We start from the raw sequence: 13,652 nt of genomic DNA, 5'->3' as shown, positions 1-13,652 counted from the left end.
GGGCAGACACGGCCGGGTGTCGCGTGAAGGGGCGTTGTCAGTGGCTCCCCCTACCGTTCTCGACATGACGACGAAGACCTATCTCGAGCTGTCCCAGGACGGCGGCGGCGCCCACAAGTTCTACGAAGTGACCGTCGACGGCACGGTGGTGTCGGTCCGTTACGGACGCATCGGCGCGGCCGGCCAGTCGCAGACCTCGACCTTCCCGACGGCCGAGAAGGCCAGGGCCGCGGCGGCGAAGAAGATAGGGGAGAAGGTCCGCAAGGGGTACGCGCCGGCGGTCCAGGGACAGCGCGCCCCGCGCGCCGTGTCCCGCCGCGAGGTCAGCTCCGCCCCGTCCACCGCCCGTGCGGTCGCCCCCGTCCTGTGGCGCTTCCGCACCGGCTCCGCCGCCTTCGGCATCCACGTCGACGACGAGCGCTGCTGGGTCGGCAACCAGGCGGGCGAGGTCTTCACCCTCGGCCACACCGGCGAGGTCCAGGCCCGCTTCAGCCTGCCCGACGGCGTCAAGTGCCTGGTGGCCGACGACTTCTGGATCTACGCGGGCTGCGACGACGGCCGGGTCTACGACCTGTCGTCCAAGCTCCCCTTCGCCGCGTACGACATCGCCGCCGACGTCGACATCTTCTGGCTCGACATCCACGAGGGCGTGCTGAACGTCGCCGACCGCTCCGGCCGGCTCACCGTCATCGACCACGAGGACGAGCACCAGTGGGCGCGCTCCGGGCCCGGCGAGCACGCCTGGATGGTCCGGGCGGACTCCCACGCCGTCCACTACGGGGACAGCCGAGGCGTCACCGCGTACGCACCCGACGGCGGAGGCGAGCTCTGGCACACCCCCACCGAGGGCGGGGTGCTCTTCGGCTGGCAGGAGGACGCCTCGGTCTACGCGGGCACCTCACGTCGCAAGGTGCACCGCCTCTCCAAGAAGGACGGCCGGACCGAGGCGGTCTACCGCTGCGACAGCCCCGTCTACTCCTGTGCGACCTCGCCCGGCGGCCGGTTCGTCTTCGCCGGCGACAACGCCTCGTCCGTGTACTGCTTCGCCGAGGACGGCACCCGCCTGTGGAAGCTGGGCACCGGCGGTGGCTCGGCACTCTCCATGCAGTACCGCGACGAGCGCCTCTACCTCGTGACCACGGACGGCTCGCTGCTGTGCGTGGACGCGAGCGAGGCCGCCATCGCCGCCGCCCAGCAGGGCACCGTCCCGGTCGCCCAGGACATCAAGCTCGCCGCCGCGCTGCCCACCTACGCCCCGGCCACCACGGTCGCCGCCGTCGACGCGGTACGGACCGTCCCGGCCGGCTCGGTCGTCGTCGAGTGCGTCCAGGAGGGCGGCAGGACCCGCGTCCACGTGGTGACCGAAGGCTACGAGCCGGAGTGGAACGTGCAGTTCCCGCGCGCCATCCGGGAGCCCGGCGCGCGCTACGTGGTCGACTCGCTGCACCCGGCCTCCGGTGGCTTCTACCGGGTCCGCGGCGACATCAGGCGGCTGCTGTGAGCGGCGGCTTCGACGCGGCCACCGGCGACGGACCGCCGCCGCCCGAGGACGGGGCGGAACAGCGCTCACGCGAGGTGCGGGCCGCCTTCGAAGGACTGCTGCAGATCCGCCGCGTGACCAACCGCCCGGGCGGCGGCGACCCTGCCGCCCGGCCCGCCGAATGGGAACGCCGACAGCCGGTACGGGCGGTGGCCCTGGCCCTGGAGGCCGCGAAGCAGCCCCCCTCGGCGGTCGACGCCTCCGGCGCCCGCGTCGCCACCGGCTACCGCGTCACGCCGGGCGAACGCCCCGGCACCGCGCGCGTCGAATGGCTGGGCCCGCCCGCCTCCGGCGCCGCCCACCAGGAGGAAGCCGCCCTCACCGCCTGCGCCTCCGCCCTCACCCGCCTGGGCTGGGACGCCCTGCTCTACCGAGGCCCCCGCAGGCACCGCTTCCTGGAGGTGGAGCCGGCCGGCCCGCCCGACTGAGCCCGGCCCCGAGGCCGGGACTCAGACGGTGGCCACCAGCAACTCCTCGGCGCTGGAGGGGCGCAGGCCGTCCGGGCGGTCGGCGAAGTAGCGCCGGGCGAGGTCGGCGGACGAGACGTGCCGCGGCTCGGGGAAGCCGGACTCCCGGGCCAGCGACAGCACGTCCTCGGGCGAGGAGAGGCCGACGAACGGAGCGCCGGCCGCCTCGGCGGCGAGGTGGGTCGCGCGCAGCGCGGGGCGCTCGTCGGGGGAGACCAGAGGCAGCGGCAGCATGAAGGTCAGGGCGACGACGGAGCCGGGAGCGAGGCCGGCGAGCCGCTTCAGGGTGGCCGCGGTGGCCTCCCGCGTCAGATACATCGTCACGCCCGCGGCGGCGACCACGGCCGGCCGGTCGGGATCGAGACCGGCCGCCACCAGCAGCTCCCACCAGGAGTCGCCCGACTCGAAGTCGACCGGCACCAGTCGCAGCCCGTCGGGGACACCGAGACCCAGCTCGCCCAGCCGCCGCCGCTTCCACGCCTGGGTGCCCGGCCGGTCCACCTCGAACACGCGGAGCCCGCCGGCGAGCAGCTCCGGGCGGCGCTGGGCGAAGCTGTCCAGTCCGGCGCCGAGGACCACGTACTGGCCGACTCCCTCGCGGACCCGCTCCTCGACCAGGTCCTCGACGAAGCGGGCGCGGGCCACGATGGACGCCCGCATGCGGCGGGTGGCCGCCGGGTCCATGTCCGCGCGGCGCCGCCAGTCCCCGTCCGGGGCCGCGAGCCGCAGACCGAGCTCGTCCTCGAAGACGTACGGCGGCGCGTCGGCCGTCAGGTGCAGGGCCCGCCACAGGGCGGTTCGCAGGGCCGTGCCGTCGGGCCGGTGGCTGTCACGCGCGTCCATGGAGGTCTCTCCTTCGCGGGGCGGGATCGTTCACTCGTCCCACGCTAGGAAGACCGACGGACGCGGCGCTTCTCCGATCTTGCGGTCCGGTCTCTTGCGGTCCGCTCTGTTGCGGTCCGGTCGGGAGTTCGTCCCTCCGCCGGGGCGGGCCGCCGTCGGGTGCCGGTCTCAGGCGATGGAGGCGGACATGACCGCCGCCACCGCGAGGTTGCAGGAGGCCGTCACCCACACCGCCGGGTGCGGCTCGGGGTCGACCAGCGTCTTGCCCAGCTTGCCGGGGGTGACCAGGTCCACCACCCAGAACGCCACCGCCATCATCGCGAGCCCGAGCAGACCGAACGCGGCCGTGGACACCAGGCCCTTGCCGAAGTCCTCGTACGTCGTCCAGATCGAGGTGAAGACGATGCCGCCGATGCCGAGGAGCGCGGAGCTCAGCAGGACCGCCGCGTTGCGGTTGCGGTCCTCCCAGATCTGGCGGCCGAGCTTGCCCGGCGTCAGGAGGTCGACCAGGACGATGCCGAGGATCAGCAGGACGACGCCGAGGGCGCCGTAGGCCGCCGTCCGGCCCAGGCCGTTGACGATGTCGCTCATGGAATGCCGGCTCCGGAGAGAAGTGATCGTGAATGATCGCGGTCAAGGACCGGCAAAATGTAGCGCAAGGCCCGCCGGCTCCGGCCGGGCGGGCCTCGCACCACGGGCGGCACCACCGGCGGCACGACGGGCCGACGACCGGGGTGCGGCCGGAGCGGCGAGCGCGGCGAGGGCCGAACTCGACCCGCTCACAGGACCGAACGCGACCCGCTCAGACCCCCGGCGGAATGTGCCGGGCGCGCGAGCGCACCTGGAACGCCGTCACGATCTCCGCCGCGCCGACCGCCAGCAGCCAGATCCCGCCCAGCAGGGTCAGCACCGCCGCCGACTCGAGCGGCGAGACGATCAGCACCACACCGGCGAGCGCGCTGACGATCCCCAGGAAGACCTGCCAGCCGCGGGCCGGCATCTCCGGGCCGGAGGCGGCCGCCACCGTCTGCGTGATCCCGCGGAACAGCCAGCCGATCCCGATCCACAGCGCGAGCAGCAGGATCGACTGCATCGCGCCCCGGAAGCAGAACAGACCGAGCAGGATCGACAGGGCGCCGCTGATGAACGCCATCACCCGCAGCGAGGTCCGGGCGTGCGTGCCGAAGGCCGCGACCAGTTGCAGCACACCGCTGAACAGCAGGTACAGGCCGAAGAGCACACCGGCGGCGACCAGGGAGGCACCCGGCCACACCAGCACGAGCACGCCCAGGACGAGCGCGGCGACTCCGGCGAGCAGCAGCGCCTGCCAGGCGCTGCCGGCCAGCATGCCGAGCGGCCCGGGCGGCAGGTCCTCCCGCGCACCGGGAGACGGATCAGGAGACTGCGGCCCCGCGTGCGGCGGGCGTTCATGCGTCTGTGCCATGGCGGTACTCCCGTCCTCTCCGGCCCCGCTGTCGTCGGGCCGATACCAGCGCTCTCACTCAAGCAGTACCGGGCGAACGGCGCAAAACGTGACCTATATGGACGAACAACACATCGGCTCGCGCGTCCGCACGGCGCAGAGTGGAGGACGACTGTGGAGGGCGCGCACCACCGCCGCGCCCGCGTCCCTACCGGGAGATCCCTCATGACCGCTCTCAACCGCCGTGACCTCGGTCTGCTCGTCCTACGGGTCGGCACCGGCGCCGTGCTCGCCGCGCACGGGGCCCAGAAGCTCTTCGGCTGGTTCGGCGGTGGCGGCATCGAGGGCACCACCCAGGCCATGGAGGCGATGGGCTTCTCGCCCGGCCGTCAGAGCGCCGTCGCCGCGGGGCTCGGCGAGGCCGGCGGCGGTGCCCTGCTCGCCCTGGGCCTCGCCACCCCGGCGGCCGGCGCCGCCGCGGCGGGCGCCATGGCCGGCGCCGTCTCCGTGCACGCCCCCTCGGGCTTCTTCGCCATGAGCGGGGGCTACGAGTACCCGGCCTTCCTCGGCTTCACCGCGGCCGCCATCGGCGTCACCGGAGCGGGCCGTTACTCCCTCGACCACGCCACCGGCCACGTGCTCGACCGCCCCTGGGTGGTCGCCACCGCCTTCATCGGCACGGCGCTCGCCGCCGCGGCCGTCGTGGGCCGCCGGGCCCAGTCCATCGCCGCCCCCGAGGAGGACACCGCTCCGGATGCCGCACCGGACGCCGCGCCGGGACCCGTACGGAGCGCGGAGCATGCCCCGCCCGCGTCCGACGGCCCCGCGTCCGACGAGCCCGAGCCCGAGCACGGGACCGCCCGCGAGACGGAGGGGTGACGCCGTGAAGGCGATGACCATGCCCGCGTACGGCGGCCCCGAGCGGCTCGTCCTCACGGAGCTGCCCGAACCCAAGGTCGCGCCCGGCGAGGTCCTGGTGCGGGTCGAGGCCGCCGGGGTCAACCCGGTCGACTGGAAGCTCGCCGCCGGTGGACTCGACGCCATCATGGTCGCCCACTTCCCGATGATCCCCGGCTGGGACATCGCCGGGGTGGTGACCGGCAACGGGCTCGACTCGCCCGAGTTCGCGCCGGGCGACGAGGTGTTCGGCTACATCCGCAAGGACAGCGCCGAACACGGCGGCTACGCGGAACAGGTCGCCGCCTCCGTGCGCATGCTCGCCCGCAAGCCCCGTGCCCTGAGCTGGGCGCAGGCGGCGGGCCTGCCGCTGGCCGGGCTCACCGCCCTGCAGGCCGCCGACCGGGTCGGCGCCGGCGCGGGCGACACCGTGCTCGTGCACGCCGCCGCCGGGGGAGTGGGCTCGCTCGCCACCCAGATCCTCCTCGCCCGCGACGCCCGTGTGATCGGCACCGCGAGCCCCGCCAACCACGACTTCCTGCGCGGCCTCGGCGCCGAACCCGTCGCGTACGGACCCGGTCTCGCCGACCGTGTCCGGGAGCTCGCCCCCGACGGCGTCGACGTCGCCCTCGACTTCGTCGGCGGCGAGTCGCTGGACGTCTCCGTGGAACTGCTGCGCTCCCCGGAGCGGTTGGTCTCCGTCGCCGACCACCGGGCCGCCGCCCTCGGCGGCCACTACGTGTGGGTACGGCCCGACGGCATGGGCCTGGCGACCCTGGCCGCGCTCGCCGACGAGGGCCGGCTCACCGTCTTCGTCGAGAAGGTCCTGCCGTTGCGGGAGGCCGCCGAGGCCTGGCGGCTGAACAGCGAAGGGCACACGCGGGGCAAGCTCGTCCTCTCCCTCGGCGAGCACTGAACGTCGCAGACCGCACCCGCATACCCTGGGGGAAGATCCGGAGCCGATCCGGTGCTACGGGGAGAGCGGGGGAGAGCCGCGACATGCGCGCACGCGACGGAAGGAACCGGTGCCGGTCATGAAGATCGATCTCACGGACACCAACTCCAGCAAGATCAACAAGTCGATCCTGCAGGCCCGCCGTGCCGTCGGCACCCCCGCCGTCGGCATGGTCCTCACCCTCGTCATCGTCACCGACGAGGAGCACGCCTACGACTCCGTGAAAGCCGCCAACGAGGCCTCCCGCGAACACCCTTCCCGCACCCTGGTCGTCATCAAGCGCCACGCCCGCTCCCCCCGCGCCCGCAACGAGCCCCGCCTCGACGCCGAGGTCCGCGTCGGCACCGACGCGGGCGCCGGCGAGACCGTGCTGCTGCGCCTGCACGGCGAGGTCGCCCGCCGTGCCGACTCCGTCGTCCTGCCGCTGCTGCTGCCCGACGCGCCCGTCGTCGTCTGGTGGCCGGTCGACGCCCCCGACGTCCCCTCCCGTGACCCGCTGGGCTCCCTCGCCCAGCGCCGCATCACCGACGCCTACGCCGTCGAGGACCCGCTCGCCGCCCTCGCGACCCGCGCCGCCTCCTACGCGCCCGGGGACACGGACCTCGCCTGGACCCGGCTCACCCCTTGGCGCTCCCTGCTCGCCGCGGCCCTCGACCAGGCCCGTACGACCGTGACCTCGGCGGCCGTCGAGAGCGAGGCGGAGAACCCCAGCGCGGAGCTCCTCGCCCGCTGGTTCGAGCAGCGCCTCTCCGTCCCGGTCGACCGGGTCGTCACCGACGGCCCCGTCGTCACCGCCGTCCGCATGGGCACCCCCGACGGCGAGATCCGCATCGACCGCCCCGAGGGCCCGGTCGCCCACCTGGCCATCCCGGGCCAGCCGAGCCGCGTCATGGCCCTCAAGGTGCGCACCACCGCCGAACTCATCGCGGAGGAGCTGCGCCGCCTGGACCCCGACGAGGCCTACGAGTCGGCCCTGCGTCACGGCCGCTAGCGCGCGACGCCAGGCGAAAACCCCGACTATAGTCCGTTCGTGAATGACGACAACGGGCAACTCCTCGCGGGCCGCTACCGGTTGACCCACCTCCTCGGGCAGGGCGGAATGGGTGCCGTCTGGCGGGCGCACGACGAGCAGCTGGGGCGGGACGTCGCCGTCAAGGAGTTGCGGCTGCCGGAGCATCTGGGGCAGGCCGAGCGGGAGAACTGGATCGCCAGGCTGGATCGTGAGGCAAGGGCCGCCGCCCGGCTGAAGCATCCCGGGATCATCACCGTCCACGACCGGATAGCCGGCCCTGACGGACGGCCGTGGATCGTCATGGAGTTGGTGGACGGCGGTTCCCTGGCCGATCTCGTCGACGCGCGCGGCGCGCTTCCGCCGCGGCAGGTCGCCGACATCGGAGGGCAGGTGGCCGCCGCGCTCGACGCCGCGCACCGGATGGGGATCACACACCGGGACATCAAGCCCGCCAACATCCTTCTGGAGGGCGACCGCGTCGTCCTCACGGACTTCGGGATCGCCGCCCTCGAAGGAGACGCCACCCTCACCGCCACCGGCATGATCATGGGGACACCGGCGTACATGGCTCCCGAGCAGGTCCGCGGGCTGCCCGCGACCGCCGAGTCGGACCTGTGGTCCCTCGGCGCGACGCTCTACGCCGCCGTGGAGGGGCGTGCTCCGTTCGAGGGCACGGCTCCCAGCGCCGTCCTGGTCGCGGTCGCCACGGAGGAACCGGCCCCGGCCGTACGGGCCGGGCTGCTCGGCCCGGTGCTCGACGGACTGCTGCGCAAGGACCCGGGCGCGCGCCTGACCATGGAGCAGCTGCGGACGCGGCTGAGCCGGGCCGCCTCGTCGCCCTCGACCCTCCCCGTCGCGCCGCCCGCCTCCCTGCCGACGCCCACGGCCCCCTCCTGGAGCCCGGCCGCCCCCGACCCGGACGCGCGGCCGACCGCCGGACCGGCGTCCGCCCAAGAGCCCGCCGCCGCGCCCCGCCGGAGCACCCCGCGTCGCCGGGCCGTGCTGTCCGGTCTGGCGGTGCTGGCGGTCACGGCGGCGTCGGTGACCGGCTACGCCCTCTATCGGTCGGGCGCCGGCCAGGACTACGAGGCCAACCGGGCCGCGGCCGATGCACTGACCGCCCCCACGGGCTTCACCCGGGAATCGGCGTCCCGCACCCCGCAGGACTCGGAGCGGGTGACGTACGCGAAGGACGACGCATGTGACGATCTGTGCACCGCCGAGCTCGATCAGGTCAGGGACTGGATGATACGGATCCAGGGCGTGGCGGCGGGCGGGGCCATCGAGACCGCCCTGGACAAGTGCCTCACGACGGAGCAGGGATGCGTCATCCCGGTCACGAACGTGTCCTCGTACGACAGACCCACCCTGCGGCAGGCCGTGTTCCGCGCGGCGGGCGGCCGGCTGTACTTCGTGGTCGACATGGGCCGGTAGCGCCCACCGGCAGCCGCCCCCGAGCCGTACCCGTACCGCCCGCCGCCGCCCCCTCACGTCCCGCGGCGGAACACCATCACGAAGTCGGCCATCTCCCGGACCCGGGGCCGCTCGGGGTCCGGGAGCGCGCGGAGCCGCTCGCAGGCCAGGGCGACGAGGCCCAGGTCCGCCTCCGGGACCTGCCAGGCGCCGGTGAAGAGGCGGCCGTGCTCGATCGAGCGGGCCATGTCCGCCGGGGACACCCGGAAGACGGTGGGGCGTTCGCTCTTCGCGCCCTCGTAGGTCAGGCCGTGGGCGGCAGCGAGCGGGGCGAGGAGGGCGGGCCCGTCCTGCCGGCTGCCGGTCGGGTCGAGGCGGTCCTCGAGGTCGCCCACGATCCGGCCGATGTCGTCGGTGGGGCGCATGCCGCGGGCCGGGATCACCAGATAGCGGCCGCCGGGCCGCAGCACCCGCGCCACCTCGCCGAACACCGCGCGCGGGTCGGGCCCGGCGTGCAGCAGCCAGGTGGACACGGCCTGCGCGACCGAGGCCGTACGCACCGGAAGGCGGCCCGCGTCGCCGACCGCGACGCGGTCGCCGAGCCGTTCGCGGGCGTGGGCCAGCATCCCGGGGGACAGGTCCACACCGCACACCCGGTGGCCGCGCGCGGTCAGTTCGGCCGCCACGATGCCGGTGCCGACGCCGATGTCGAGCACCGGCTCGGCCGGGTCGAGCAGCGGGGCGAGCTGCCCGGCGAAGACGGCGGCCCGGGCGGTCCCGCCCCGGGAGGCGTCGTAAGTGGGCGCGATGGCGTCGAACGCGGCGGTGCGGCCCCCGGCCGGCCCTCCGCCGTTCACGCGGCGGCGCCGCTCGGCGCCACCGGAGTGAAACTGACCGGCAGCGTCGCCATCCCGCGCAGGATGCCCTCGCGCCGGGTCAGGTCCTCGTCCGGGTCGGTCAGCCGCAGATCGGGGAAGCGGCGCAGCAGGGTGCCGAGCGCGATGCGGGCCTCCGCTCGGGCCAGCGGCGCACCCAGACAGAAGTGCACGCCATGGCCGAAAGCCAGCTGTTGCGGCATCTCGCGGCGGGCCACGTCGAGGATGTCGGGCCGGTCGAAGCGGCCCGGGTCGCGGTTGGCCGCCGCGAGGCCGATGATGATCATCTCTCCGGCCGGGATGGTGACGCCGCCGATCTCGTACGTGTCGGTGGTGAAGCGCGCGACGCCGCGGCTCACCGGACCCTCGTAGCGCAGCAGCTCCTCGATCGCCCCGGGGAGCAGCGACGGATCGTCGCGCAGCGCGGCGAACTGGTCGGGGTGGCGCAGCAGGGCGTGCACGCCGTTGGCGATCAGGCTCGCGGTGGTCTCGTGCCCGGCCAGCGTCAACAGGATGGCCATCGCGGTCAGTTCGCGGTCGCTGATCCTCTCCTCCGCCTGTGCCGCGCAGAGCGCGCTGAGCAGATCGTCGCGCGGCTCCTTCTTCCGCAGGGCGATCAACGGCTCGTAGAACTCGGTGAGTTCGGCCCTCGCCCTGGCTCCCTTGGCGAGCCGCTCCGGAGTGTTCGGCGGCATGATCAGGCCCACCGCGAGCCGGGCGAAGTCCGGCCGGCCCTCGACCGGGATGCCGATGAGCTCGCCGAGCACGGCCATCGGCAGCGGCAGGGCGAACTCGGCCACCAGATCGGCCGTTCCGCGCGCGGCGAAGGCGTCGAGGAAGGCGTCCGTGTGCGCCTGTACGCGCGGGGCGAGCGCCTCGATCCGGCGGGCGGTGAAGGCCTTGGAGACCAGGTTGCGCAGCCGCGTGTGGTCCGGCCCGTCGGCCACCAGCATGCTGGCCATCAGGACGTTGGTCCGCTCCTGGTGCGCCATCTCCTCCGCGAGGCCGTTGACCCCGGCGGGGCTGCTGCTCAGCCGGGGATCGGTCAGCGCGGACACCGCCTCGTCGTAACCGGTGACCATCCAGACTTCAAGGGTGGGATTCAGCCGAACCCGCTGCACCACTCCGTGTGCCCTGATCCGCTCGAACAGCGGGTACGGATCGGGCTGTTGAGCGACGTTCAGGGGCACGTCATGGACGATCGTCCGACCTTGATCCTGACCTTGATCCTGACCTTGATCCTGACCTTGATCCGGCATCCGCTACTCCCCGTGAGCGTGGGAAAGATCTGTGGCAGGTAGTCATACCAGCCACGGAAGTTGCGTGGTAGCGTCATCGGCCATCGGCACGGAGGATTGCCCGCGGAACGGCGTCGCCCACCGGCGAAACGTTTGTTCCGCACTGCTCAACCGCAAGCATTTACGGCCTCACCAGGCCCTACTGCGCAGGGGGAGACGTTTCGTGGCACTGCTCGACCAGACGGCGGAGGCCGATCCGCTCCTGCGACTCGCCCGTCCCGACGTCCTCCGGAACCCCTACCCGGCATATGCCGAGTTGCGCGAAAACACCCCTGCCTTCTGGCACGAGACCCTCGGCTCCTGGGTCCTCACCCGGCACGCCGACTGCCTCGCCGTCCTCACCGACAGCGCCCGTTTCGCCTCCGACTGGCGCCGGGCCGGCGAGGACATCCCGGAGCCGCTGCTGAGCGTCCAGACCCTCGACCCGCCCGAGCACACCGCCGTCCGGCACCTGCTCCTCGACGGCTTCCGCGCCCAGGACCGGCACGCCCTGCACGAGCGCCTCGGCCACCAGGTCAGGGAGCTCCTCGCCGACCTGGCCCGCCGGCCCTCCTTCGACCTCGTCGGAGAGCTCGCCGAACCGATCGCGCTGCGCTTCGTCACCGACTTCCTCGGCGTGCCCGCCCCCGACCTCGACCGCTTCGTCCCCATGTCCCGCACCGTCGTCGACGGCATGGACGCCGGGCTCTGGCCGGAGAAGCACGAACCCGCCGTCACCGCCCGCGCCGAACTCGCCGCGTACGCCGGCGGCTGGCTCGCGGACCCGCCCGAGCGCGGCCTCATCGCGTACGTCGCCGCCCACGCCGACGCGAGCGGCGTCGAGCCGGCCGTCCTGCGCAACAGCCTGCGCGCCGTCCTCCACGCAGGCTACGAGTCCGCCTCCCGGCTCCTCGGCAACGCCGCCGCGGCCCTGCTCACCACCCCCGGCGCCCTCGCCGCCTTCCGCGCCGCCGGACCGGCCACCGCCGTCGACGAACTCGTCCGCCACGACGCCCCGGTCCAGGCCGACGCCCGGGTCTGCGTCACCGACACCGACATCGCGGGCGTCACCGTCAAGGCGGGCGAACCGGTGACCCTGCTCCTGGGCGCGGCCAACCATGACCCGCTGCGCTTCGCCCGCCCCTCCGAGCTGCGACTCGACCGCGCCCCGAACCCCCACCTCGGGTTCGGCCGCGGGGCCCACGCCTGCCTGGGCGCGTCCATGGCGATCCGGCTCGCCGGATCGGTCCTCGGGACCCTCGCCACGGACCACCCCGCGGCGCGGGCGGTCGCGGAACCACACCACCGGCGCAACCTCACCCTGCGCGGACTCGACCGCTTCGAGGTGACGCTGCGCCCCGCGACGGGGGAGGAGGTCAGGACATGAAGTACTGGCACTGAGCACCGAGCGTGTGATGCCCGCCCTTCGCCGAGGAGGAGGTACGGACATGAAGTACTGGCACTGAACCTGACCACCGCGCCGCCCGCCCCGAGGGAGGGCAGCGCCACGCCATGAGCCGTGGCCCTCGCGCGCGACCGCGCGGGGGCCACGGCCACGCCGGCCGACGTGCGCCGGGCGACATATCTCGACGCGACCCGCGACCCGCGACCCGCGACCCGCGACCCGCGACCCACAGCCTGGGACCCACGGCCGGGAGTCCGATCCTGCCCGTCCTGCCCGCCCTGTCCGTGCGGCCCGGTCCTGTCGGAGCGGGCCCCGTCCCGCGGCCCGCTCCGGAAGACGGTCAGCCCGCGCCCGGGAGCAACCGCGTCCGCCCCGACGGGAGCTTGGCCCACCAGTGGGCGTACCGCCGGTAGAGCGCCGGGTCGCGGGCCGTGAGCAGGGCGTGCAGCGACCGGGACTCCTCGGCGAGCTCCTCCCACACCCGGGCCGGCAGGTCGTGGAACGCCGTCGCCTCGATGCCGCCGTCGACCGGCCGCCACACGCCCGCCACCCGCCCGTCGACCAGGAGCGTCGGCAGCACGTCACCGTTGACGCGGGTCACGACCCGGCGGTACTCGGGCGGTATCACCCGACTCCGGTCCGCGTACGCCAGCAGGATGCTGTCCCACATCGCCATCAGCCGCGCCGGAGCCGGCGTCTCCGCGGCCGGCCGGAGCGCCCCCGGCAGGTCGAAGAGCACTGTGCCGTCGGGGCCTTCGAGCCGTTCCAGCGTGTCGTCCAGCTCGCGCAGCACCTGCCGGATCGGCGTCCGCCGCACCATGGCGAACTGCGCCATGTCCGCCACCGACGCCGGCCCGAAGCCCGCGAGGTAGCGCAGCAGCAGGTGCCGCAGCGCGGCGGGCACGTCCTCCCGACCGTCGGGCACCGGCTCCGTCCCGGCCGCCACGTAGGAGGGCCGGTCGCCGAAGGACCAGGGTCCGCCCGTGGGGTGGTGGTGCAGCGGAGCGTATCCGCGCAGCCCCCACCAGGCCGCCTCTCGGGCGTCCGGGCCGACCCGCCGTTCCAGCCACGCCCTCATCTCCGCAGCGGTGCGCGGCACTTGGGCGAAGGACAGCAGGTCGGGCAGCAGGGCGTGCGCGTCGGCGGGCGTGAGGCCGCCGTCCGCGAACCGGGACCCGAGCCGTGAGGCGTACAGCGTCGGCTGCATCGCCTTCCGGAACGCCGGGCAGTCCTCGGCGTGCACCGCGTGCAGCGTGATCCGCATCAACGTCGCCTTCACCACCTCGCGGCGGAGCAAAGCGCCGTCCAACGCGTCCGGTTCGAAGTCGGCGAGGCGGTTCCACAGTGCCACGTACGGAGAGCCGGGGTGCTGCGCCTGAAGGGCCACGATCCGTCGGACGCCCTCGGTGACGGCCAGTGGCCGGCGCTCCAGGAGCAGTTGGCGGCCGAGAGTGGCCCGGTTGAGCTCGCGCGCGGTGATCTTCACGTGGACGATTCTGCCGCCACCCGGTCCGGCCCGGTGAGAGGGTGGACCAGCCCGGCGGC

At 74.1% G+C, this 13,652-nt stretch carries 12 protein-coding genes and 1 pseudogene; 7 read left to right on the top strand and 6 right to left on the bottom strand.

Annotated elements, in window-relative coordinates:
• Positions 1–64: 64 nt before the first annotated feature.
• Positions 65–1,501: a WGR domain-containing protein gene (locus ACFY7C_RS04180; protein WP_389643419.1), complete on the top strand. Its 1,437-nt coding sequence runs from the start codon at positions 65–67 to the stop codon at positions 1,499–1,501.
• On the top strand, positions 1,498–1,968 hold the full coding sequence (locus tag ACFY7C_RS04175) for a hypothetical protein (protein WP_389643416.1): 471 nt from the start codon (positions 1,498–1,500) through the stop codon (positions 1,966–1,968). Before ACFY7C_RS04180 ends, ACFY7C_RS04175 begins: the two co-directional genes overlap by 4 nt.
• A gap of 21 nt (positions 1,969–1,989) precedes the next feature.
• Here ACFY7C_RS04175 and ACFY7C_RS04170 read toward each other — a convergent pair whose 3' ends face one another.
• From ACFY7C_RS04170 to ACFY7C_RS04160, 3 genes are all read right to left on the bottom strand, one after another.
• Positions 1,990–2,850 (bottom strand): class I SAM-dependent methyltransferase, encoded by an 861-nt coding sequence (locus ACFY7C_RS04170; protein ID WP_389643413.1) that lies wholly within the window; start codon positions 2,848–2,850, stop codon positions 1,990–1,992.
• A 168-nt stretch (positions 2,851–3,018) separates the two neighbouring features.
• Positions 3,019–3,441 carry a DUF350 domain-containing protein gene (locus ACFY7C_RS04165; protein WP_389643410.1) on the bottom strand — a complete coding sequence of 141 codons (423 nt, stop codon included), beginning with the start codon at positions 3,439–3,441 and terminating at the stop codon, positions 3,019–3,021.
• 211 nt (positions 3,442–3,652) lie between these two features.
• Positions 3,653–4,294, bottom strand: a complete 642-nt coding sequence (locus ACFY7C_RS04160; protein ID WP_389643407.1) for an HdeD family acid-resistance protein — start codon at positions 4,292–4,294, stop codon at positions 3,653–3,655.
• A gap of 204 nt (positions 4,295–4,498) precedes the next feature.
• Between ACFY7C_RS04160 and ACFY7C_RS04155 the strand changes: the two are divergent.
• The 4 genes and pseudogenes from ACFY7C_RS04155 to ACFY7C_RS04140 all read left to right on the top strand — a co-directional run.
• Positions 4,499–5,020, top strand: a pseudogene (locus ACFY7C_RS04155) (DoxX family protein); the annotation flags it as partial.
• A 136-nt stretch (positions 5,021–5,156) separates the two neighbouring features.
• A complete protein-coding gene (locus ACFY7C_RS04150) occupies positions 5,157–6,086 on the top strand; it encodes an NADP-dependent oxidoreductase (protein WP_389643404.1) in 930 nt (309 codons plus the stop codon).
• A 118-nt stretch (positions 6,087–6,204) separates the two neighbouring features.
• On the top strand, positions 6,205–7,116 hold the full coding sequence (gene opcA, locus ACFY7C_RS04145) for a glucose-6-phosphate dehydrogenase assembly protein OpcA (RefSeq protein ID WP_389643401.1): 912 nt from the start codon (positions 6,205–6,207) through the stop codon (positions 7,114–7,116).
• Positions 7,117–7,155: 39 nt separating this feature from the next.
• On the top strand, positions 7,156–8,571 hold the full coding sequence (locus tag ACFY7C_RS04140; protein ID WP_389643398.1) for a protein kinase: 1,416 nt from the start codon (positions 7,156–7,158) through the stop codon (positions 8,569–8,571).
• A 53-nt stretch (positions 8,572–8,624) separates the two neighbouring features.
• On the opposite strand, the gene ACFY7C_RS04135 is transcribed toward ACFY7C_RS04140, so the two are convergent.
• Positions 8,625–9,407 carry a class I SAM-dependent methyltransferase gene (locus tag ACFY7C_RS04135; RefSeq protein WP_389643395.1) on the bottom strand — a complete coding sequence of 261 codons (783 nt, stop codon included), beginning with the start codon at positions 9,405–9,407 and terminating at the stop codon, positions 8,625–8,627.
• Positions 9,404–10,615, bottom strand: coding sequence for a cytochrome P450 (locus tag ACFY7C_RS04130; RefSeq protein WP_389643392.1), 1,212 nt, complete (start codon positions 10,613–10,615; stop codon positions 9,404–9,406). Before ACFY7C_RS04130 ends, ACFY7C_RS04135 begins: the two co-directional genes overlap by 4 nt.
• A gap of 271 nt (positions 10,616–10,886) precedes the next feature.
• Here ACFY7C_RS04130 and ACFY7C_RS04125 point away from each other — a divergent pair, with 271 nt between their 5' ends.
• Positions 10,887–12,089 (top strand): cytochrome P450, encoded by a 1,203-nt coding sequence (locus ACFY7C_RS04125; protein ID WP_389643389.1) that lies wholly within the window; start codon positions 10,887–10,889, stop codon positions 12,087–12,089.
• A 358-nt stretch (positions 12,090–12,447) separates the two neighbouring features.
• Here ACFY7C_RS04125 and ACFY7C_RS04120 read toward each other — a convergent pair whose 3' ends face one another.
• Positions 12,448–13,593: a winged helix DNA-binding domain-containing protein gene (locus tag ACFY7C_RS04120; protein WP_389643386.1), complete on the bottom strand. Its 1,146-nt coding sequence runs from the start codon at positions 13,591–13,593 to the stop codon at positions 12,448–12,450.
• Positions 13,594–13,652: the final 59 nt, after the last annotated feature.

Source organism: Streptomyces sp. NPDC012769 (assembly GCF_042901205.1).
Classification (GTDB): Bacteria; Actinomycetota; Actinomycetes; order Streptomycetales; family Streptomycetaceae; genus Streptomyces.
This window is presented reverse-complemented; position numbering and strand designations above follow the sequence as displayed.